This is a genomic window from Providencia sp. PROV236, assembly GCF_033676985.1.
Taxonomy (GTDB): domain Bacteria; phylum Pseudomonadota; class Gammaproteobacteria; order Enterobacterales; family Enterobacteriaceae; genus Providencia; species Providencia manganoxydans.
Genome location: NZ_CP096297.1, coordinates 4,324,446 through 4,346,541 on the forward strand (window position 1 = coordinate 4,324,446; position 22,096 = coordinate 4,346,541).

Consider the following 22,096-nt stretch of genomic DNA (forward strand, 5'->3'; position numbering starts at 1 on the left):
GTATTAATAATAAATTAGACGCCGCTGCCTCATTATTGAAAAATAAATAGCGAATTTAAATAAAATTAAGCCTATTTTTCACTAAAATGGAGACCAGCTATGGATAACCCAAACGAGGAACAATTTTTGTATCAACAGGCCAGCAAAGGCCACCTTACATTTGGCTATTATCATTCACAAGGCCGAATCGCCATCATTGATAAAAGCTCACCATTATTTGATGCCCTTCAGAACTCGCCAGATCACACCATAGATGGAAATGCGATTTTCTTAATCATGAATTGGTTAAATGGTCAGCAATATCAAGCTGAGAGTAATAAACTCTTGAGTGCTGTCAGTCCGGAGCTATTTGCTGGAAATACCTTACACCCCAAACAAAATCTCTATATTGATAGCTTTGATTCGCCTTATCTATGGAATAAAGGTGAAACTCGCGCCGCTGAACAGCTTGCCGACGCGTTGTTACCCAATGGTCAGTGGCATCGCAGCTACAGTACCTTAGTGCTTTCATCCAACGCCAATGATCAACAAATCCAGTTAGCTCGCCATATGATGTCTGTGACAGGTAAAGGGTTACTCATTATTAAAGAGAAGAACACTTCTCCTGCGGTTAGGAAGCTCATTAATGATATTACACCTCCACAATATCAGAGAAAGTCATCGCGCCACAGCACTACTGCCTTAGAACAACCGACTAAATCAGGTATTGCCGTTTATGCCTATAGACATAAACACCCACCAGAGGAGCTGCAATCAGCATTGCTAGCAACACTTCCTCATTTACAAGGATCACAGCATCATTTACCCAGCCAACCCACAGAAACGGTCTGGGTTTATGATATGAAAGTGGCAATTCCACAAACGGGGAAGTTTACCTTTGCTCTTGATATATCCAACATACAGGATAATGTGCAGTTTAAAGTTGGAAACTATAAAGTCACCGTTAAGCAAGGTGATCCAACAGCAACAATTAGTTTGGATAATTTAAAACAGGGTGAAAGCTGCTCTGTACGTATTACGACAACAACGAATGGGACTCCACCAAAATTTCGATTGGGCTGGGCACTACCTGACACTAAACAGTTATCATTGATCCCCCAGCAAGCTTTTTCATATCCCTTGATACCTCAGCCATTAAAACCCAAGAAAGAGATTCTTTCGGTTGAATGGATGCCTTTCGCTGATGTGGTTGCAGTTAACCCCTTATCATCGAATTTACATCAAACCATCACGCTGCCGCCAACCGCAATTAACCAATTACAATTGACCGCTCTACACGCTAAAGCCGCACAATACTTTTCAATTGAAATTAAGGATAAGCAGCGAGACATTGTTTTAAAACTCGATGATATAAGCCTTTCATCGCATTTAACATGGGAAACGCTCAGTAAAGAAATTGAAGAGATTATCAACCAGCAACTCGCCCCATTAGCTCAAGCAATTACTATTAGCTATCATAATAATAAAATGATAATTAAAGGTGATGGTTTAATTTTTACGCAGTTTCAGTTAAAAAAGCGCCAACAAATCAGTTATGTTGAGTTATTAAAACATGTCGATACTCAACGGCAACACCAAACTGTACATCAAATTCATTTTACACCAGAACAACTTAACCACCTGACACATTTGACTTTTTTGTTAACTTCCCCCAATGGCCATCATATCGATATACAACGAGTAGCATTCAAAGCACCTACCACACAATTTGCATCACCAAATGAATTCGCCGACTATTTGCAACATGCATTACATTATTATAGCGAAGATAATTCACTACAAGTGAGTTGGAATAAAGCAAACAATGCTCTCGTGATTACCGACCCACAAAATCGGCAACTTGAAAAACTGAGCTTCGGATACCAAGAACAAATTTTGCCCTTTATTATTGCCGAAAATCTAACAGAAACCCCAAACCAACTCACTGTTGGTGCGGTTACAGGCACCTTACCTCGACACCCTGATATTCAATATTATCAATTAATTGAAGATACTAATTCGGGGAAAGTGACTCTAAATCGCTATACAGGTGAATGGCAATACCAACCCAATGTTCATACTCCATTTTCTGGCTTTGAACAGTTTGATTTTGTGGCCGTGATGCGCGATGGCAGCCAATCAGCGCCAATGTCGGTGCAACTACAAACGGATAACGCACCTATAGTCTCAATACCGGGAAAAAGAACTTTTCACATAGCAGATCCGATTTACCAAGAGCCAAAACCTCACTCACATCCACTTCCTGATGACATGTATGTTCATGATATTTCACTCACCCAAACCCACCAGCAACACATTGACTCCCCTTATTTAAATTTGGTTGCAGGCCGTTGGGCCTTACTAAAAATCGATATTACCAGCCCAAATTCCCTAATCTCACCTAATGTTGAGGCGATTGTTAGCGATAAGCAGGGATATGAATTAGGTCGAGTACGCCTTACTGGACCCAATCGGCTCGCCAAGCAGATCGATCCGCTACCAGCACAGTCATCAATCGATCATCAAATAGCGGATAAAAATAGTTTCACTGCCCCACTAAAAGGAGAGTGGATAAAACCGGGTATCCAAATTCAGCTTATGGCAAATAATCGCCCGATCATTACACCTTATACAAACCAAAACGGTTATTTTTCACCACCAGTTCATCCAGCCACTCATCTGGTCGCTCGAGTTGAAAATAGTAGTCTCTATCAATATGGGCAAGGGCTTTACGCGTATTCACCTCTCAGTTGGGGAACAGAGGCCGCAGCTAAACTGCCAGTTTCACAATTCACTTTATACAACAGCCCATCAGAAACGCGAGCACCGGCGCTTTTTTATTATAACAATCCTAACTTTACCAACTCAGTGCTCACCATGCCCCAATACGACAAAAACCCTCTTCTCCATGACTTTTCCGATATGTCAGTTGCATGGGCTTATTTACAAGGAGAGATGATCAGGCAAGCCAATAAACAAGATAATCTCCTCACTTATATGGCAATTAATCCTTCAATTCATGGATCGATACTGGGTATGGCCTCACCATTTTTTGGTGGGGGAATGGCGCAATCAGATATCTTATGGCATGAATGGGGGCACAGCTTAGGTTTAAGACATACAACAGACGAAAACTACCCATTTTCGCCAAACAGTAATGGATTTGAAATCTCTTATGACCAGTCACAACAACGTTATGTCACTTATAAATATACTGATCCATACAATGGTAGTGTACAAGAAATATATCCAGCGATGTACCCGATAGCAGCAGGAGAAAACAAAGCTGAATATGATGCTTTTACTCCTCACTCTTCTTACTACAATAATAAAATTCAAGAAATTTTGTCTTATACACCAACCACTGAACAGTTATCCAACGATGTTCCGGTTTACAGGGTCAGTGGCTCAATCATCCCGCTCGCTAACGGCAAAAATCACCCTTATAGCTATCTTTCGCTCAAACGTACCCTCGGTGCTTTACCTGCAAACACACACAATAAAACATCTTCCTATTCATTACAGATAACTTACGCCACCGCATATGGGTTAATCACTGATACACGCCATATTGAAGATCAGAAATTAATTAGCTTTGAAACGCCTGAACTCCTAAGCCTAAACATCCCAGATAAAGGCGAATTAGTTAAACTTCAATTAATTGAAACGAATAACCAAAAAACTGTTTACACCTATATCAATCCAGATTCTTTGGCAAATCGACTGTTCAGCCTATGGGATGGAAAATCGCCTTTGGAAAGAGTAGTACTTGATCATTATTGGCAAGGTAGCCAATTGTTTTGGTCATCCAATCAACCTCATTTACTTGATGCATTGACAGAACAAATAAATACTCAAGCGCTCACGAAAGACAGCGTACTTTGTGCTATGTGGATAAAAGGTGGGCGGTTACAAAAGCAATACTTTTCATTAAATGACCCTTGGGGTAATAAACCCGCCATTAATGCCATACACGCCTATACACCTATCAATCACCTAAAGCAGATACCACATCAATATAGTACTCCATTAGCCTATAATGTTGAGTCTCATGTTCCTCTGTTTTCAGATAGTTACGTTAACCAAGTTATCGATATCTCAATAATGCAATTACCAAAAGAACAAAACAGTTATTGGCTGACATTATTAGTAGAAGAAGAGTCTGGTACGGTCAAAGAACAGATCCCTTTAGAATGCTGGCAAATCACTCGCCAAGGAGAACAGTTATCGATTATAGGCGCAATTGATAGTACGCCAAACTTGAAGCTCAAAGGCCTCAAAATTTATATCGATAATCACCTACAAGATAGCATCCCAGCCAGCACGGTGACACTCACACAACATGCTTCGGCGGCAATGGTCGATCATCGTCAATTTATCGACGATAACCACCCTATTCTTTTTCATCCAATAGAGCAAAGACCTGAATTAATCGCTTCAATGGAAGCAACAGAAAACTACGTTACAACACGTAGTCAAAGAAACTTATATACCGCACCACACCCTGTTTCAGCGCCGTTAACGCGATAACTAAATAGGCGGTATACTTTCTATGCCGCCTATTCTAAATTATACCGTGTGTTCTGTTCTATCCATACGGTGGGCGATTGGCAGCCAACATAGCAGGACTAACAGTGACATCAAGAACATCAATAACCCTAAACTAAACTGGCCATTTTGTGGTAACAATGCGGAAACCCATGTTGCCACCCCCGAGCCAACATTTTGCATACCACCGACTAATGCCCCTGCAGCACCTGCTAAATAAGGGAAAGGTTCCATTGCCCCTGTTGTCGCTAAAGGAAACAGCATACCCGCACCAAAGAAAAAGACCGATGCAGGAACGAGCAAAGTCCAAATATTCATAACACCAAACCATCCAGGGATCCACATCATCAAACCTGCAATCAAGCAGCAGATAACGGATTGCCACATCAGGGTATAAAAGCTTTTCCCATCACGCCCTGCAAACCATGCGCCAAAAAAGGCGGCTGGGATAGGGATAATAAATAAAATACTGACGGTAATACTATTAAGGCCTAACACTCCCCCCATCAATACGCCGCTACTTGATTCAAAAACCGCAATACCGGCTAGCGCACCAATCAACATCACCAAATAAGAAACAAAAGAGCCACTGGATAATAATTGGCGGAATGACGCGAGCATTTTGTGTTTTTCAGGTGAAACAGGCCGAGTTTCAGGTAACCAGCGATACATACTTAAAAGGACAAAAGCACCTAAGACAAACAAAAAGATATAACATGCATGCCAGCCCCAAAAATGGGCTAATAAGCCGCCGAACATGGGTGCCAATAGCGGGCTAACAAGTACCCCCATATTTAAAAGGCTGTTCGCATAGCGAAGTGATGTCCCTTTATAGAGGTCACGAGGCATAGTACGCACCATTACCCCTGCAACACCAGTCCCTAAGCCCTGTAAACCACTTGCTAATACAAGAACATCCAATGTTGGTGCAAAAATTGCCAACGTCGTCGATAGCAAAAAAATCACCATACCTGCGAGGATCACCGGACGACGACCAATCTGATCAGACAGAGGTCCATAAACCAGTTGAGAAAAACCGTAAGTAAACAGATATGCCGCCATGACTCGTTGCACCGAACCAGATGGCTCACTAAAGTAAACCGCCATATCAGCAATAACAGGGACATACACTGTTTGCGTCATCTGACCAACTGCCGCTAAGGCAATCAGTAGGATCAATAAATTGAAGTTTTCTATTTTTCTCATTTTATTCTCAAACAAATTTGCCAACCTGAATACACACCAAGCCCGCCTATTTAATAGCAATGGCATGACGATTTAATTTCAGGGCATTATCACAAATAGTTATTGCTTGTTTTTTCTCGATAAAACTACAAAACGCACATGTTCTGTGAGAGCGTGACTAAGATAACAAAATTAAATATTTTTTCGAGGTAGGACAGCATTTTAATTAATGAGCCAACGTCAGCGATATTCGCCAGATATGGCAACAAAACTGTACATTAACTTCAGTTAACATCTATTTTAATAGCATAATTAACTGCGCTTCAAATGATTCCATGCACAATAAAATGACTATTCAGTGAGATTATAAGATTTGCAAAAGTATCTGATGCGCTGAACCAATGAATGCGGCTACACAGCTTAATAGAAGCACTGAGAATCAAAGCATGACAGGTCAGAGACACATTATCGATAAACGTAAATCTCAAACTCACTTAGTATGAACCCCTGATGTACAACAAGGCTAGGAAAGTTCAGAGGTGAAAATTTATGGCAAATTGGGTGACTGGAACCGTTATAGAAGCAAAATTTTGGACAGATTCTTTGTTCAGCCTCATCATCAATGCCCCCATTAAACCTTTTATCGCCGGACAATTTGCGAAACTTGCTTTAGAAATTGAAGGTGAACGTGTACAACGCGCTTACTCTTATGTTAATGCGCCGAGTGATAATCGCCTTGAGTTTTATTTTGTCGTTGTTCCCAACGGTAAACTTAGCCCTAAACTCGCTCAACTGCGCCGTGGAGATACTCTACAAGTAACCGATGAAGCATCTGGTTTTTTTGTACTCGATGAAATTCCCGACTGCAAAAATCTGTGGATGTTATCAACAGGCACCGCTATCGGGCCATTCCTATCTATCCTACAAGAAGGTAAAGGGCTTGAACGCTTTGAGAAGATCGTCTTATTGCATGCTGTTCGTTATCAAAAGGATCTGAGTTATTTGCCACTAATGGAGCAATTAGCTAAGCGCTACCCAGAAAAATTACGTTTAATCACCGTGGTTAGCCGTGAGCAATGTGCCGATTCTTTGCATGGTCGAGTACCTGCATTAATAGAAAATCAAGCACTGGAACACGCCGCAGGCATTTCATTAGATGCTGAAAATAGTCATATCATGCTATGTGGCAACCCTGAAATGGTCAGAGATACCCGCGATCTACTGATAAAAACACGCTCCATGAGCAAACATCTGCGTCGCAAGCCTGGCCACATCAGCAGTGAGCAGTATTGGTAATACGCGCTTTTGATCCCCATCGTTGAATGGGGGTCAAGAAAGGCGATCTACCGCTTGCGTTTTCTCACCATATTTATTTTCAGAATCCATCCCTACAAACACACCGCAATCTAATAACATAATCATTGCAATTAATAGCGGTAGAAAACGACCAATTCCCCATTGCCAGAACGGTGCCATATGGCTGACGTCCATGGAGAATAAAGCAAATGCAAGGATCACTAATGCAAACCATCCACCAGGTTTTCCTCTATCATGCAGTCGTTTAGTAAATATTGCCGCTAAAGGATATAACAATAAAATAAATAATATGGCCACAACACTTTCAGGTAATGAAAATGCATTCTGAAATAGCACTATCACGGTCATCAAAATAAAACATGAGGCGATGCCGGCCCAAAATGGCCGGCGGCCGATTCGGCCTTTGAAGGAAAAAGCCCATTGTTGTAATGTCATTACATCCGTTCCTGATATACTTGTGATACTTAAAGGTACAGCGTATTTGCTTTCGGTACTTATTATATTTCCAGATGTAAGGTGGTTGATGCCCCTCAGCTAGTCGAACCACATAGTTGATTTGGGCTCTCTGACTATCTTAGTTTATCGCCTACTTACATCCCGAATTATTGAGAGTATCTATTTATTGCTAACGACCAATTAATTTGTCGCTAACTGCACCTCAAAGTATTTTGAAAACCATAGAATGAGTGGCAAAAACCAATGAAACAACACGCACTCCATCCAATTTACGTCATCATAACCGTTTTTGTGCTCGGTTTGCCACAAATGGTATTCGCACAAAAAGTACCGACGCTACCTGATACCAATTTTGAAGTGGCGTATCTCGCGCCTGATGCTCCTTCATTTGACTTGACTATCCCACAGTTACGAAACCAGTTTAATCAAGCAAATCCGACCTTACCACTTCATGAATACAAGGTGCTCGCAAGCCAAGATATTTCTGCACCTTATATTCGCGCAGCCTCCTCGATTAATCCCTATATCTACTCCTCAGCAGTACTTGAGCGGGGCAGTGAGAAAATTAAAAGTTTGCAACTCACCTTACTCCCCGCAGATGATACTAAACGTGCACAGGCTAATAGAGCATTAATCGAGCAATATATTATTGCCTTAATCCAACAGTTCGATCCGCAAGTTTCTCCTGATAAAGCCCCTGAGCTCACAGAAGCACTGAATAAATTTATGGCAGATAAAAACCCAACACGTGCAGAAGAAGCTCGCTTAGGCGCTCTTCGCTATGTTTTAGTAAAAAGTGATAATAATGTGCTTACTTTTGCTGTTGAACCGATTAAGCTAGAAGTAGAGACACCTTAAGCTGATGTAGATCACAGCAATTATCATCGACGTGATAAAAAGCAAAGCTATAGTTAGGCATTATCTCTATAATATCTAACAAATGCTGATTTTCTCGCTGCATCAAGATGATGCAATGAGCCACTTATTGATAAATCAAACTCTCTGGTTGGAGGAATTAACATGCGACATCCATTGGTTATGGGTAACTGGAAACTTAACGGCAGTACCCATATGGTTAATGACCTGATTGCAGGCCTGCGTAATGAACTTAGCAGCGTTGATGGCTGTGATGTTGCCATCGCACCACCAGCAATCTACCTAAGCCAAGCAAAACATGCTATTGCGGGCAGCCGAATTGCTTTAGGCGCACAAAATGTTGATGTAAACCTTTCTGGTGCATTTACAGGCGAAACATCTGCTGAAATGCTCAAAGATATTGGTGCAAAATACATCATCATTGGTCACTCAGAGCGTCGTACCTATCACCATGAGAGTGATGAATTTATTGCGAAAAAATTTGCCGTATTAAAAGAGCAAGGGCTGATCCCAGTACTTTGTATCGGTGAAACTGAAGCAGAAAATGAAGCAGGTAAAACGGAAGAAGTTTGTGCACGCCAAATTGATGCTGTTCTCAATACATTAGGCGCGCAAGCATTCGAAGGTGCAGTGATTGCTTATGAGCCAATTTGGGCTATTGGTACTGGTAAGTCAGCAACACCAGCACAGGCACAAGCAATCCATAAATTCATTCGTGATCACATCGCGAAGAAAGATGCTGCAATCGCGGAGCAAGTCATTATTCAATACGGCGGTTCTGTTAATGCAAGTAATGCAGCTGAACTGTTTACTCAGCCAGATATTGATGGTGCCCTTGTTGGTGGCGCATCACTAAAAGCAGATGCATTTGCGGTGATTGTTAAAGCAGCAGCAGAAGCCAAAAAAGCAAAATAATTATTTTGCTAAGTGATACTTTGAATAATTCTAAGTGTCGTTAGACAACATCTACGACAACTTAAAATATAATAAGTATGTGACCGTCAATATTTATTGGCGGTTATCTTATTTATATCGAATAATAAAAACAGACACAGATTACTAATAAATAATTGTCTCCTCTGAATCTAAATTTTAATTTACTTAATCTACTCACAAAATTAAAAATACCTTAACTCAAATTATTCCTTCAATCTTTAATTTATCCCTCATAGAAAACAAATTGAAATCATTGTGATATAAACTTTCATATCTTATTAATTACAATCATTATTCTCAATCTACCACCCGTGACGAATGCTAGACAGCGCATATTTCTTAACATTATATTTACACGGTTCGTGATTAATCGCCTATCTATTTATTATGAATAAATAGATTATTTCTTTCACTATACACTAAATAGTTCGAGGTGCAGTTAGACGACAAGTCAATTAATCACCAATTACATATACATCATCTAATTAGTGATAATACACTGAGTCAATCATACTGTGGCTTGAAGTATCACAGGTATATATTAATAAACAATAACCACCATCAGTTTTAATTATATTGTTATCGAAATTTATAAAATAAAACATTCGCTATAGGGATGATTATGAAATATCTAAAGGGTTTAATTCTAAGCACTATAATAGTTTTACTCACCGCTACTGTATCTCAAGCAAATAATGACTATTGGCGTATTGATAGCGATATTTATGTAGAGGTTGAGGAGTATCGAGGGCAACGCGATAACCTTGATAATAAAGTATTCGATAAAGCAAGTATGGTCGGTAAACTCGCACTGACAAATCCGGCATCACTATGGAGTTTTTATTTTGATCACCGCGAATCTTTGCGCAATTATGGTCGCAATTTTTCCACTTCCCGTGATTCATACATTCGTAACCGCACACAAATCGGTGCTACCCGCCAACTGTATAAAAGCCATTCCACAATACTTAATCTCAATGGAACTTACCGAAAAGAATCGAATGATTCTGCACCTAACATGCCATCGCGATCATCAGGCAGTTTATATTGGTTAATGCCAACAGGAAGTTTTTATTTTAATAAAAAATGGTCATTTGATTTTTGGGATGCGATTTTCTACTACAGTAATTTTTTAAGATCAAATAACTATGAATGGGAGGCTGAGCACGGTTTCAGCTACCAACATTCTGAGGCGATTAAAGCAAAAATAACCTTATATACCGATAGAGTGTGGGATAACAACTTCCATAAAATCTTTTCACAAGATCAAATTAGAGGTTACTTCTCGATTAAGCTAAATGAAAAATGGTCAATCTCTCCCTATTTTCGCTACTTTCTTAACGAAAGTGGCTACACTGCTCGTGCAAATTTAACCCAAAAAGTCAAAAATGGCTATCGCGTTGGAACACAGCTAGCGTATAACCTGACCCCAAAGTTGATCTTGTGGGGAGGAGCCGCGATAGAACCCACACAATGGAAATATCCAAAAGATAATTATGCAACATCAGGTAGTAATAATAGACAAACCTTCTATTTAGCCCAATTTGGCATTAAATATATCTGGCAATAGTGAGTAAATATATCTCTAGCCATTATTTTACTGTGTGAAAAAAGTCGCAATCAATAAGCTGCGACTTTTTATTTAACTTCAAATTTAGCCTACTTCAGCAATCTCTAAATCCTATTTTTAAATTTAATTAACATAAAATTTGAGTTTTAGATAATTACTAAGGCGATTAATTCATATGTCTAACTTTACCATTGAGATCACAGAATAGAGTAATTCCAAAATGGAATTATTCTATTGGAATATTAATTATTCCAATAGGATTGATTATTAAAATCATATAGATACATGACATAGCACAATTTGTTAAATTGCAAACTATTCTTAAGCACTAGCAAATGAGAATAATCTTATCTGTGACTTGTCTCACTTTATAATTAATTTACCCTACTTATTATTCATCGAAAAATAACCAAGGAATAATGCGATGAAAAACCTTACCCTACTTTCTCTTTGCTTATTAAGTGCCATGTCACTCGCCGACCCGATTTCACAAACACAGCTTGATAATATGTGGAAAGATAAACAAAAATCTGCTGATGAGATCGTCAAAAATATGTCTGAGGCAGAAAAAATTGGTCAGCTTTTCATGCTAGATTTTAGATATTGGAATAAAGACAATAATGGCGAGCCCGCGCCATTTCTAGCAATGAATGATGAAGTTGCGAAAGTCATCAATCAGTATCACCTCGGTTCAGTGATCTTATTTCGTGAAAATTTAATTGATACACCGCAGACCGTAGAACTTATCAATCAATTACAAGCCGCTCGCAGTAATTTACCCCTATTTATTGGTACCGATCAGGAAGGTGGTTATGTCACTCGTTTACGTGTCGGTACAGAAATGCCCGGAAACATGGCATTAGGTGCGACACGTAACCCTGCGCTAGCAGAGCTAACAGGTATGATCCACGGTTATGAATTATCCAGCTTAGGCTTTAACATCAACTTCGGCCCTGTTGTCGATGTGAATAATAACCAAAACAACCCTGTGATTGGAGTACGTTCATATTCAGATAATAAAGAACTTGTTGAACAACTTGCAACCAATTATATCAAAGGTATTCATAAATATAACTTGTTGACATCATTGAAACATTTCCCTGGTCACGGTAATGTTTCTTCTGATTCGCATGTTGACCTACCTGTTGTAAATTCAGATGAAAAAACATGGCGCTCAACAGAATTGCCCCCTTTCCAATATGCCCTGAACCATGGCGCAGATGCTGTCATGACCGCACATATTATCGTTCCTGCATTGGATAACAGTAAAATTAAAACCCTTAGTGGCAAAGAGGTTGGGACACCTGCTACATTATCAAAACCTATTCTGCACGATATTTTACGTGATGAGCTTAAATATGATGGTTTAATCGTCACAGATGCGATGGATATGGGCGCTATTGCCGATAATTTCGATATAAACTGGGCAGTAGAAACATCATTACTTGCTGGTTCTGATGTGATCTTAATGCCAATTAAAATGTGGGATACGGAATCAGTTGCACGTTTGGACAACATGTACCGCCATCTTGAAAGTGAGGCTCAAAAAAATCCTGAGCTGAAAAAACGCATTGATGAATCAGCAAAACGTGTCGTGCTGAAAAAATTACAGCAACAGATCACCGCACAGCCAATCGATTTACATAATGCGCAGCAAGTTGTCGCTTCTAAAAGCCATAAAGATCTTGAAAATATGGTCTCAGAACAAGCAATTACGCTAATCAAAAACGATAATGTGCTTCCTTACACCTTAAAATCACAAAATAAGATTTTAGTTGTATCGGATGAAAAACCACGTAATGAATTAATTCAAAAGCACTTAAATGACATCGCTAATGAAACAGGCACAACAATAGAAAGCAAAGAAACCGTTGTTAAACTGACTGAAAATACCCTCAATGCAAAAGATGTTCAGCCTCTTTTGCAAGGTCAAGATCTGGTAATTTTAACCACTTATAACCTGAAAGATAATCCTGCTAATGCTCAGCTATTCATTGATGAAGCAAATAAAGCCAATATCCCACTGGTAGTGATTTCTTCACGTAATCCCTATGACATTGCATACCTAAAAGGGGTTAAAGCTAACCTTGCCATCTATGGGATCACCGGATTCGACGTCACTAACAATAACCGTAACTCACTCGAAACCAATATTCGTAGTGGTTTACGTACCTTGTTTGCAGACCAACAAGCACAGCCATTAAACCCACCGAAAGGGCTGCTCCCCGTCAATATTAAAAATCCACAAGGTAACAAAATCCTGTTCCCTTATGGTCATGGTGAAACGTACAACACCACTCATTAATTAATTTATAAACACTCGCACTTTCCGACCTTTATATCCTTTAAGGATATAAAGGCGGGCTATAACACACAAAATTCAACTAATAACGCTACGTTACTGAACAATAATTAAAAATTAAAGGGTCATCATGAAAACATCATTGAATGGTTTACTACTACTTACCGCGATGGGCTTTACTGCTTCTGCACTCTCAACAGAACAAGTGAATAATGACTATTGGCGTATTTCCTCTAACGTCTATATGGAATTGGAAAAATTCGAAGGCCACCATAACACTAGCGGGCGGAAGGTTTACGACAAAACAACCATGGTTGGTCAATTGTTTTTATCAAATCCCGAATCTAAATGGAGCTTCTTTCTTGAGCATAAAGAGTCACTTAGAAGCTATAACCATAATTTTTCAACATCAAAGGACTCATTTATTCGTAACCGAACCCAAATTGGTGTAACACGAAAAATGTACTCCAGTGATGTTGGACAATTCAACCTCAACGTTACCTACCGTAAAGAATCAAATGATTCAGCGCCTGGCACCATGGCTCGTCCATCCAATACCTTGTTTTGGTTAATGCCAAGCGGGACTTATCACTTTAATGATAAGTGGGCATTCAACTTTTGGGATGCGTTCTACCACTACGATAACTTCCATGCGCCAAATAGCTACGAATGGGAATCCGAACACGGTTTGGTATACAAAATCAATGACTCCGCTACAGCGAAAGTTTACATGTACACGGACTGGACATGGGATAAAGATTTCAACAAAACATGGGAGCAGAACCAAATTCGTGGTTACTTCCCTGTGACGTTAAATCAAGACTGGAGCATTATGCCCTACTTCCGCTACTACCTAAACGAACACAACTACGATAATAAGCAGCGCACAACCCAAAAAGTGAAAGATGGCTACCGTGTTGGTACCCAAGTTTTCTATAACCTAACACCGAAACTGACCTTATGGGGTGGATTTGCGGTTGAGCCAAGTACATGGGAAAATCCAAAAGGTGCAGGGATCACCTCTGGCAGCAACAATCGCCAAACGTTCTATTTAGGACAATTGGGTGTGAAATACGTGTGGCAATAAAATCATAGTTATCCAGCTAACCTGCCCCTCACAGGTTAGCTGGAGTGCCATAAATAATAGAGTAATAATATTGTTCGTTAGTCACGACGACTAATCTCATCAAAGACTCCACCATTCGAAAAATGAGTTTCCTGCGCCTTAGTCCAGCCACCAAACTCTTTATCTACCGTCAGTAATTTTAACTGTGGAAAGCGCTGTTGATATTTTTGCGCAATTTCAGCGTTACGTGGCCGATAATAATTTTTTGCTGCGATTTCTTGGCCTTCCGGCGAATAGAGATATTCTAAATAAGCTTGAGCCACTTCACGACGATCTCGCTTATCAACCGTTTTATCTACCACTGCAACTGTGGGTTCCGCTAAAATTGAAATACTTGGAGTAACAATTTCAAATTGACCATTTTCACCAAGCTCATTAATAGCAAGTAATGCTTCATTTTCCCATGCGATCAACACATCACCGATACCCCGCTCAACAAAACTGTTTGTTGCACCGCGAGCCCCTGAGTCCAGTACTTCAACATTTTGATAAAGTTGCTTCACAAACTGTTTTGCTTTTTCAGGATCTTGCTGCTCCTTTTCTAATGCATACCCCCAAGCAGCCAAGTAATTCCAACGTGCGCCACCTGAAGTTTTCGGATTCGGCGTCACGATAGAAACATCTTTACGTATGAGGTCATTCCAATCTTGAATATTTTTAGGATTTCCCTTGCGAACAAGAAAAACAATTGTTGAAGTGTAAGGCGCAGAATTATCAGGAAGACGCTTGATCCACTCTTTATCAATACGTCCACTTTGTGCAATTGCATCAACATCATAAGCCAAAGCAAGAGTCACAACATCCGCTTCTAATCCATTAATGACCGAAGTCGCTTGCTTTCCTGAGCCCCCATGAGATTGACGAACGATAACGGTATCTCCCGTTTTTTCTTTCCAATGTTGGCTAAACGCTTGGTTATATTGTTGATAAAACTCTCGAGTGGGATCATAAGAAACATTCAACAATTGAATATCTTTCGCCCATGCTCCCGTTGTGAGTATCAGCAACAATGCCGTTGCTACATGCCATTTTTTCGCCATTCCTCTATCCTCATCAATTTAATGTTAAGGCAGGCTGACAGATCTCATCCATAACTTGAAATAATTAAAAATGACAATTTATGCTACAAAAGAATATACAAACAGAAGATAGGTAGGATCAGACTTGCATAACCCGAGCAATCGGGTCATACAAGTGAGATTTGCAATACATAGAGGTGAATTAGTACAGTTTTTTCGCTGTGTCGTACCAATCTTTCTTAAACACACGCTTCATATTCATCACTGCATCAATAATATCATGATGAACCAATTTTTCGTTTTGAATACCAACGCAACGGCTACCATAGCCTTCTAACAATAATTGGATTGAATACGCTCCCATGCGCGATGCCAAAATCCGATCATACGCAACAGGCGAGCCACCGCGCTGAATGTGCCCAAGTACTGTAGCACGTGTTTCATGATGAGTTTCCGCTTCAATATATTTGGCTAATTCATCCACATCACAAACATGCTCAGTAATCGCTACGATAGCGTGACGTTTACCCTTTTCAATCCCTTGTTTGATTTCAGATAGTAGCTCTTCACGATCAAATGACATTTCATTTTCAGGTAAAACTAAGAATTCACATCCACCAGCAACCGCTGCTGATAGCGTTAAGTCACCACAATAACGCCCCATGACTTCGACAATAGAAATACGTTTGTGAGAAGTCGATGTATCACGTAAACGGTCAATAGCCTCAACCACGGTTTCCAGCGCAGTGAAGTAACCAATAGTATAGTCCGTTCCTGCGACGTCATTATCGATGGTTCCCGGCAAGCCAATACAAGGGAAACCAGCTTCAGTCAATGCTTTAGCGCCAAGGTAAGACCCATCACCACCAATAACAACCAAGGCATCAATATGATTTTTTTTCAGATTCTCAATAGCAACAGCACGAACTTTTTCATCGCGGAATTGAGGGAAGCGAGCTGAACCTAAGAAGGTACCTCCACGGTTGATCATGTCAGAGACACTATAGCGGTCTAGCTGTTTCATGCGGTTTTCATATAAGCCAAGGTATCCATCATAAATACCCATCACTTCTAAACCTTCACTTAATGCCGCTCGTACAACACCGCGGATTGCAGCATTCATACCGGGTGCATCACCACCACTTGTTAATACCCCAATTCTTTTAATCTGCTTGACCATGATGACCTCTGATTAATGAATATAAATTGCAAATCAATGAAAAACACCGTTCAACACCGTGCTTTTCTAAACCAAATTCTGTTACAAACCGCCAATGCTGAATTGATTCACCTAGCACTATAATACGGTATAGCTAATTGTATATACCTGCTTTCTATCAAGCTTTGATTGTTTATTGTGATCCAGCTTACATAATTTTAGCGCATAAACATGATTACCACAGAATAGCGAACCACTATAGCGGTTGTTACCTTACTTCGAAACAGAAATTAAGTGCTTATACTCTAAATAATAACATTTATCGCTCATGAGGGCTTAACCTTATGAGTGACACAGATATTAGGAACGGGTCGCCTTAACTGATATCCCCTATTAGGGTTAAAAATACAGATAAAAATGCGGGCTCAACTGTGCTAATCACAATGTCAAAATGCAGAAGGAATTTAATTTTGATAGGCTTTCGGTGGGTGCTTGATCCTTTTTGGTTCAAGCATGCAGTTTGAGCCAAAAATGAGAAAGCCCCGTTAGTGAATATGTTCAACCAACGGGGCACACATCTCAAACCAGACATTTGAGATTGTGCCTCTTAGCCAATAAGAGGTCAAGGAGAAATGACTAAGTATGCCTTTATGGCACTGCTGGCAGTATGCATCACTGTACTGTGTTTATCATCGATGCTACGCGACAAGCTCTGCTCGTTGCATATCACCAGTGGTCACACTGTAGTCCAAGCAACCCTCGATTACGAACTGAGGTAATTGCTGAGCAGAGGGAGTCTTTTCCCTCTGCTGTTTCTCTTTCAAATGTTGACGTTAGGCTTCAAGCACCCTGTCTTTTCCAGTTCAATCCACGACACATTCCCCCATAAGGGGTAGTGCCATCATCATAAAATGCGGGCTCAACTGTGCTAATCACAATGTCAAAATGCAGAAGGAATTTAATTTTGATAGGCTTTCGGTGGGTGCTTGATCCTTTTTGGTTCAAGCATGCAGTTTGAGCCAAAAATGAGAAAGCCCCGTTAGTGAATATGTTCAACCAACGGGGCACAGATCTCAAACCAGACATTTGAGATTGTGCCTCTTAGCCAATAAGAGGTCAAGGAGAAATGACTAAGTATGCCTTTATGGTGATACTGACAGTATGTATCACTGTACTGTGTTTATCATCGATGTTACGCGACAAGCTCTGCTCGTTGCATATCACCAGTGGTCACACTGTAGTCCAAGCAACCCTCGATTACGAACCGAGGTAGTTGCTGAGCAGAGGGAGCTTTTCCCTCTGCTGTTTCTCTTTCAAATGTTGACGTTAGGCTTCAAGCACCCTGTCTTTTCCAGTTCAATCCACAACACATTCCCCCATAAGAGGTAGTGCCATCATCATAAAATGCGGGCTCAACTGTGCTAATCACAATGTCAAAATGCAGAAGGAATTTAATTTTGATAGGCTTTCGGTGGGTGCTTGATCCTTTTTGGTTCAAGCATGCAGTCTGGGCCAAAAATGAGAAAGCCCCGTTAGTGAATATGTTCAACCAACGGGGCACACATCTCAAACTCGACACTTGAGATTGTGCCTCTTAGCCAATAAGAGGTCAAGGAGAAATGACTAAGTATGCCTTTATGGTGATACTGACAGTATGTATCACTGTACTGTGTTTATCATCGATGTTACGCGACAAGCTCTGCTCGTTGCATATCACCAGTGGTCACACTGTAGTCCAAGCAACCCTCGATTACGAACCGAGGTAGTTGCTGAGCAGAGGGAGTTTTCCCTCTGCTGTTTCTCTTTCAAATGTTAAAGTTAGGCTTCAAGCACCCTGTCTTTAGATTTCAATCAACCTAGTATTAGGTATAAAAATAACGCGTAAAATGAAAGAAAATAGGGGCGGCAAAACATAATGAGTCAATGCGGTCTAACATTCCGCCATGTCCTTCAATAATGGCTCCAAAATCTTTAATGCCGCTGTCTCGTTTGATCGCAGACATACACAATCCACCAACAAACCCCATTAAGGTAATTGCAAGAGACATTAACCCCGCAACCCACCAGTTAAATGGCGTAACCCAATACAAGCAGATCCCGATCAATACAGAAGACAGTATCCCACCTAAAAAGCCTTCTATCGTTTTATTCGGGCTCAACTTAGGCACAATTGGGCGTTTGCCAAAGAGCTTACCAAATACATACTGTAAAACGTCTGAAAGTTGCGTCACGACAATAAGGAATAATAGCAGTTTTACATTTTCACCTTCGTAGCCTTTAATATCTAGCATCAATAATGCAGGTACATGGCTTAAACAGAATACAGTGACTAACATTCCCCACTGAATTTTGGCAGTACGCTCAAGAAAATGGTAAGTGTCTCCTGCTATTGCAATACGGGTTGGTAAAAATAAAAACACAAATACAGGAACAAAGATTGAAAACATGCCATACCATTGGATCCCAACTAACACATATTGCAGAGGGAGAAAAATAAAGAAACACCAAAACAACGCTTCGTGATCACTACGCCTTGTCGGTGCTAAAGTAATAAACTCTCTCAAAGCAAAAAAGGAGATCAAGGCAAATAAGATAACAACCCCGATATTACCAATCACTACAGCCAATACACACACAATACACATTAACCACCAAGCACGTATTCTGGCATTTAAATTATCAATTGTTGGGTTACTCTTTTCCCCTGAATAACGATAGGCAAGGATCCCACCAATAATACTTGCCACAACCAGGATGCTGAAAACACCTGATAACAATAAAGCTATTTCGCTATCCCAAATACTCATGGCATCAACTCCTCTAAAGCAAGTTTTGCTCGTTGTAAAAACTCGGCTTTAGACTCTTCTTCCGCTAATGGCGCTAAAGGTTGACCGACAACCGCAGAGCAAATAATTGGCACAACCAATTTTGAGCCTTTTGGTAAAACACGATTTAAATTCTCAAGATATACAGGTACCACTTCAACATTGGGGTATTTTTTAGAGAGATGGTAAATACCACTTTTGAAATGACTCAGCTCTTCACCATCTCCACGGGTTCCTTCAGGAAATAATATCAGTGACTCACTTTTTGCTAATATCGCTTCAAGGGGTTCTAATACATTTTCTTTGGCTGGGCCATCCCCTTTTCGATCAATTAATACTGCGCGAAAAACTTTATTAACCAAATAACGCCTAAATGGCGTTTTATCCCAATAATCTTTAGCAGCAACAGGATGAACCGCATGGCGCATTAAAGGCGGTAGCCCCGCCCAAATAACTAACCCATCTAAATGACTAGAGTGATTCGCATAATAAATCCGTGAAGTGATTGTTGGCTGACACCCAACCCAACGTGTTCTTACCCCTGTTAATAGTCGACAAGTAAACGACAATAACATCCCCATACCTTTTGCTAACAAAGAAATTCTTTGTGGTTTTTCCATCTTTATTCCTTGCAACACGTTTTCTATTTTTATTTATCAATACTTATTTTTCTTTTACAAAAATAAAGATATATAGCCCCACTAAAGAGCACAACAAGGAAGGTCTGATTTCACTTTTTTTGAGAGGATACTCTCAGATAAATAAGTAGAAATAAGTCTGGAAGGGAACAAAAGAGAATAGTGGTAGCAAGAAACCTGTTATGTTTGGCGGCAGTGACTACAGTTCTTACAATAGATTAGGAAATCAATTCATTAATTTTCGACAGGTAACACGAAGCGGGAAAAACGATGTTTTTATCCCGCTTCGTCAACAACTTCAGTAGTAGTAACGACTGAATAGCTTTAACAAATACAGATTACTTGTCTGCGGCGATGCGCTCACGAATGTGCTGAGCACGCTCCGCTGATGGTGGGTGAGAATCAAACATACTGCTTTCACTACCACCTAATTTTGCTAGTTTCTCAAAGCTAGTTGCTAAACCTTCGGTTTTAATACCGCGTTTTTTCAACAGGTCATAAGAGAAATCATCCGCTTGACTTTCTTGGTGCTGAGAGAACTGAGAATTAACCAATTTCTCACCCAAAGCAGCAACTTGTGATGCGCTTAGTTGTTCAACCACGCCACCTGCTGAAGCAGCGGCTGTACGTGCAGCAACTGTTGCATAAGCAACTTGCATTGCTTTACGTGAATGACCTAGCGCAACGTGGCCCATTTCATGACCAAGAACACCTTCGATTTCGTTGTCATTCATCAGATCCATCATACCGCTATACACACGTACACAGCCATTTGCCATAGCCCATGCGTTAACATCATCAGTCATATAAACTTTATAGTTAACAGGTGTTCCATCAACTTCATTTCCTAGCGCTTTAGCAATTTTGTCTAAACGTTTTGAATACTTGCTAGAAGAAGGAGCGATTTTATTTTGAGCGTCCATCTCTTTACATGATTGGTCGCTTAGTTGCTTCACATCGCTATCAGTTAATGTAGCAGCTTGAAATAGTTGCATACCTGAATTCGTTAGCATGCCCTGATCTAAATTTTTACACCCAGTCAAAATGACAGCTGATACAGCGACTGCAACAAGTGCCTTCATTTTCATAATATTTTTTCCTTTGCAATACACACAACTATTTTTTTAAGCGTTAAAGACTATAAATTCTGAAAAAAATAACAATAGGAATATAGAGAGATAATACTCATCATACGAATTTTATCTGATTTCTATTCAAATAGCAGAATCGCTAGCAGAATAAGTCATACTATCTCAAATAATTCACTGAAATTTCAATAATTGCAAAAAATAATATTTTATAAATGGCTTAAAATGCAAGATGAATAAGATATCAGGCAAGACAAACATGGGGGGATTAACAAGCCAACAAAGTCACAATCGATAATGCAAACATGACGACCAGCAAAAAAATAGCCCCTAAAAGGGGCTGTAAAAGACAGGGATGGTGTCTATGGCAAGGAAAAACTTCACTTATTGCTACTTCACTACTACGATCAAGAGAATTTAGATCAAAAGAATTCGTTACTGCAAAGCCTGAAACTGAGACATTTTTTGTTGATGTATCTTCTCTAATTGGGCTTTCTGCTCAGGTGTTAATAACTGGTACAATTCATGATGAATTCGAGCCATTTCAACACGCTGATTCAATTCTTTTTGCAAACTTTTTTCTAACTGTTCACGAATGGCTTTTTCATCAAAGTCGTCCGCGACAATTAGATTGTGCAGTGCTTCACGCTCTTGCACAGAAACTGGGTTATCAAATTGATAACGACGCTGAGTTGCCATTAAATCACGCAATTGCTGACGCTGTTTTTCATTTAACGTGATACCATTAAACATAAATGTACTTGTGCGTTCTTCACTACCAAACAACTCATAGTGTTGAAGTTGAGTCATGACAGGCACTGAAGATGCAGACTCATTTTGCATTTGTAGCATTAGCGGGCTAGATGTATCACCAGTTTGTTGAACACTTTCTGGTGTATCCCCAAAAGCCGTCACTGAACCGATAATAAATGCAGAAGCTAACACTAACTTGACTGTTGTTTGTGAAGTTCTTTGCATTCCAATACTCCTTGTTCTCGGACAGTGCTCGTGATTCAATGTGGATAACTATACGCTGGTGGCTGCAAACTAGCGTCAGAGCATGTAAAAGAAC

The 22,096-nt window shown here is 40.0% G+C and carries 18 protein-coding genes; 10 read left to right on the plus strand and 8 right to left on the minus strand.

Annotated features, from left to right (window positions below; translation table 11 throughout):
• The first annotated feature begins 99 nt into the window (after positions 1-99).
• A complete protein-coding gene (locus M1E96_RS20140; RefSeq protein ID WP_369427296.1) occupies positions 100-4,509 on the plus strand; it encodes a M66 family metalloprotease in 4,410 nt (1,469 codons plus the stop codon).
• Between the two features lie 39 nt (positions 4,510-4,548).
• Here the strand turns inward: M1E96_RS20140 and emrD are convergent, their stop codons facing one another.
• Positions 4,549-5,733 carry a multidrug efflux MFS transporter EmrD gene (emrD, locus tag M1E96_RS20145; protein WP_070927422.1) on the minus strand — a complete coding sequence of 395 codons (1,185 nt, stop codon included), beginning with the start codon at positions 5,731-5,733 and terminating at the stop codon, positions 4,549-4,551.
• Positions 5,734-6,261: 528 nt separating this feature from the next.
• Here emrD and fpr point away from each other — a divergent pair.
• The gene (fpr, locus tag M1E96_RS20150; RefSeq protein WP_272580760.1) at positions 6,262-7,008 is read left to right on the plus strand and encodes a ferredoxin--NADP(+) reductase; all 747 of its coding nucleotides are present in this window, start codon (positions 6,262-6,264) and stop codon (positions 7,006-7,008) included.
• Between the two features lie 33 nt (positions 7,009-7,041).
• Here the strand turns inward: fpr and M1E96_RS20155 are convergent, their stop codons facing one another.
• Positions 7,042-7,464 (minus strand): DUF805 domain-containing protein, encoded by a 423-nt coding sequence (locus M1E96_RS20155; RefSeq protein ID WP_070927418.1) that lies wholly within the window; start codon positions 7,462-7,464, stop codon positions 7,042-7,044.
• Between the two features lie 264 nt (positions 7,465-7,728).
• On the opposite strand from M1E96_RS20155, the gene M1E96_RS20160 reads away from it, so the two are divergent.
• The 5 genes from M1E96_RS20160 (at position 7,729) to M1E96_RS20180 (ending at position 14,256) form a co-directional block, all read left to right on the plus strand.
• Positions 7,729-8,343: a DUF1454 family protein gene (locus M1E96_RS20160; RefSeq protein ID WP_272580761.1), complete on the plus strand. Its 615-nt coding sequence runs from the start codon at positions 7,729-7,731 to the stop codon at positions 8,341-8,343.
• A 162-nt stretch (positions 8,344-8,505) separates the two neighbouring features.
• The gene (gene tpiA, locus M1E96_RS20165; protein WP_070927414.1) at positions 8,506-9,276 is read left to right on the plus strand and encodes a triose-phosphate isomerase; all 771 of its coding nucleotides are present in this window, start codon (positions 8,506-8,508) and stop codon (positions 9,274-9,276) included.
• Positions 9,277-9,919: 643 nt separating this feature from the next.
• On the plus strand, positions 9,920-10,867 hold the full coding sequence (locus M1E96_RS20170; RefSeq protein WP_306803440.1) for a hypothetical protein: 948 nt from the start codon (positions 9,920-9,922) through the stop codon (positions 10,865-10,867).
• A gap of 424 nt (positions 10,868-11,291) precedes the next feature.
• The gene (locus M1E96_RS20175) at positions 11,292-13,172 is read left to right on the plus strand and encodes a glycoside hydrolase family 3 N-terminal domain-containing protein (protein ID WP_272580763.1); all 1,881 of its coding nucleotides are present in this window, start codon (positions 11,292-11,294) and stop codon (positions 13,170-13,172) included.
• Positions 13,173-13,299: 127 nt separating this feature from the next.
• Complete coding sequence (locus tag M1E96_RS20180; RefSeq protein WP_070927408.1) at positions 13,300-14,256, plus strand: OmpG family monomeric porin; 957 nt, start codon at positions 13,300-13,302, stop codon at positions 14,254-14,256.
• A gap of 77 nt (positions 14,257-14,333) precedes the next feature.
• On the opposite strand, the gene M1E96_RS20185 is transcribed toward M1E96_RS20180, so the two are convergent.
• Both M1E96_RS20185 and pfkA read right to left on the minus strand, forming a co-directional pair.
• A complete protein-coding gene (locus M1E96_RS20185) occupies positions 14,334-15,335 on the minus strand; it encodes a sulfate ABC transporter substrate-binding protein (RefSeq protein WP_272580764.1) in 1,002 nt (333 codons plus the stop codon).
• 181 nt (positions 15,336-15,516) lie between these two features.
• Complete coding sequence (gene pfkA, locus M1E96_RS20190) at positions 15,517-16,494, minus strand: 6-phosphofructokinase (protein WP_369427297.1); 978 nt, start codon at positions 16,492-16,494, stop codon at positions 15,517-15,519.
• 629 nt (positions 16,495-17,123) lie between these two features.
• Between pfkA and M1E96_RS20195 the strand changes: the two genes are divergently transcribed.
• The 3 genes from M1E96_RS20195 (at position 17,124) to M1E96_RS20205 (ending at position 18,239) form a co-directional block, all read left to right on the plus strand.
• Positions 17,124-17,252, plus strand: coding sequence for a Hok/Gef family protein (locus M1E96_RS20195; protein ID WP_349489996.1), 129 nt, complete (start codon positions 17,124-17,126; stop codon positions 17,250-17,252).
• A 365-nt stretch (positions 17,253-17,617) separates the two neighbouring features.
• The gene (locus M1E96_RS20200) at positions 17,618-17,746 is read left to right on the plus strand and encodes a type I toxin-antitoxin system Hok family toxin (protein WP_257644857.1); all 129 of its coding nucleotides are present in this window, start codon (positions 17,618-17,620) and stop codon (positions 17,744-17,746) included.
• Between the two features lie 364 nt (positions 17,747-18,110).
• Positions 18,111-18,239, plus strand: a complete 129-nt coding sequence (locus tag M1E96_RS20205; protein WP_257644857.1) for a type I toxin-antitoxin system Hok family toxin — start codon at positions 18,111-18,113, stop codon at positions 18,237-18,239.
• 96 nt (positions 18,240-18,335) lie between these two features.
• On the opposite strand, the gene M1E96_RS20210 is transcribed toward M1E96_RS20205, so the two are convergent.
• From M1E96_RS20210 to M1E96_RS20225, 4 genes are all read right to left on the minus strand, one after another.
• Positions 18,336-19,280, minus strand: coding sequence for a phosphatidate cytidylyltransferase (locus M1E96_RS20210; protein ID WP_272580766.1), 945 nt, complete (start codon positions 19,278-19,280; stop codon positions 18,336-18,338).
• Positions 19,277-19,918 (minus strand): 1-acyl-sn-glycerol-3-phosphate acyltransferase, encoded by a 642-nt coding sequence (locus tag M1E96_RS20215; protein WP_272580767.1) that lies wholly within the window; start codon positions 19,916-19,918, stop codon positions 19,277-19,279. The genes M1E96_RS20210 and M1E96_RS20215 overlap by 4 nt, the downstream gene beginning before the upstream one ends.
• 356 nt (positions 19,919-20,274) lie before the next feature.
• Complete coding sequence (locus M1E96_RS20220; protein ID WP_140183219.1) at positions 20,275-21,024, minus strand: M48 family metallopeptidase; 750 nt, start codon at positions 21,022-21,024, stop codon at positions 20,275-20,277.
• A 435-nt stretch (positions 21,025-21,459) separates the two neighbouring features.
• Positions 21,460-22,002, minus strand: a complete 543-nt coding sequence (locus tag M1E96_RS20225) for a Spy/CpxP family protein refolding chaperone (protein ID WP_070929933.1) — start codon at positions 22,000-22,002, stop codon at positions 21,460-21,462.
• Positions 22,003-22,096: the final 94 nt, after the last annotated feature.

Bases quoted from the DNA above. Each gene is read 5' to 3' on its own strand.
- M1E96_RS20140 (WP_369427296.1), top strand. From the start codon at position 100: ATGGATAACCCAAACGAGGAACAATTTTTGTATCAACAGGCCAGCAAA.
- emrD (WP_070927422.1), bottom strand. From the start codon at position 5,733: ATGAGAAAAATAGAAAACTTCAATTTATTGATCCTACTGATTGCCTTA.
- fpr (WP_272580760.1), top strand. From the start codon at position 6,262: ATGGCAAATTGGGTGACTGGAACCGTTATAGAAGCAAAATTTTGGACA.
- M1E96_RS20155 (WP_070927418.1), bottom strand. From the start codon at position 7,464: ATGACATTACAACAATGGGCTTTTTCCTTCAAAGGCCGAATCGGCCGC.
- M1E96_RS20160 (WP_272580761.1), top strand. From the start codon at position 7,729: ATGAAACAACACGCACTCCATCCAATTTACGTCATCATAACCGTTTTT.
- tpiA (WP_070927414.1), top strand. From the start codon at position 8,506: ATGCGACATCCATTGGTTATGGGTAACTGGAAACTTAACGGCAGTACC.
- M1E96_RS20170 (WP_306803440.1), top strand. From the start codon at position 9,920: ATGAAATATCTAAAGGGTTTAATTCTAAGCACTATAATAGTTTTACTC.
- M1E96_RS20175 (WP_272580763.1), top strand. From the start codon at position 11,292: ATGAAAAACCTTACCCTACTTTCTCTTTGCTTATTAAGTGCCATGTCA.
- M1E96_RS20180 (WP_070927408.1), top strand. From the start codon at position 13,300: ATGAAAACATCATTGAATGGTTTACTACTACTTACCGCGATGGGCTTT.
- M1E96_RS20185 (WP_272580764.1), bottom strand. From the start codon at position 15,335: ATGGCGAAAAAATGGCATGTAGCAACGGCATTGTTGCTGATACTCACA.
- pfkA (WP_369427297.1), bottom strand. From the start codon at position 16,494: ATGGTCAAGCAGATTAAAAGAATTGGGGTATTAACAAGTGGTGGTGAT.
- M1E96_RS20195 (WP_349489996.1), top strand. From the start codon at position 17,124: ATGGCACTGCTGGCAGTATGCATCACTGTACTGTGTTTATCATCGATG.
- M1E96_RS20200 (WP_257644857.1), top strand. From the start codon at position 17,618: ATGGTGATACTGACAGTATGTATCACTGTACTGTGTTTATCATCGATG.
- M1E96_RS20205 (WP_257644857.1), top strand. From the start codon at position 18,111: ATGGTGATACTGACAGTATGTATCACTGTACTGTGTTTATCATCGATG.
- M1E96_RS20210 (WP_272580766.1), bottom strand. From the start codon at position 19,280: ATGAGTATTTGGGATAGCGAAATAGCTTTATTGTTATCAGGTGTTTTC.
- M1E96_RS20215 (WP_272580767.1), bottom strand. From the start codon at position 19,918: ATGGAAAAACCACAAAGAATTTCTTTGTTAGCAAAAGGTATGGGGATG.
- M1E96_RS20220 (WP_140183219.1), bottom strand. From the start codon at position 21,024: ATGAAAATGAAGGCACTTGTTGCAGTCGCTGTATCAGCTGTCATTTTG.
- M1E96_RS20225 (WP_070929933.1), bottom strand. From the start codon at position 22,002: ATGCAAAGAACTTCACAAACAACAGTCAAGTTAGTGTTAGCTTCTGCA.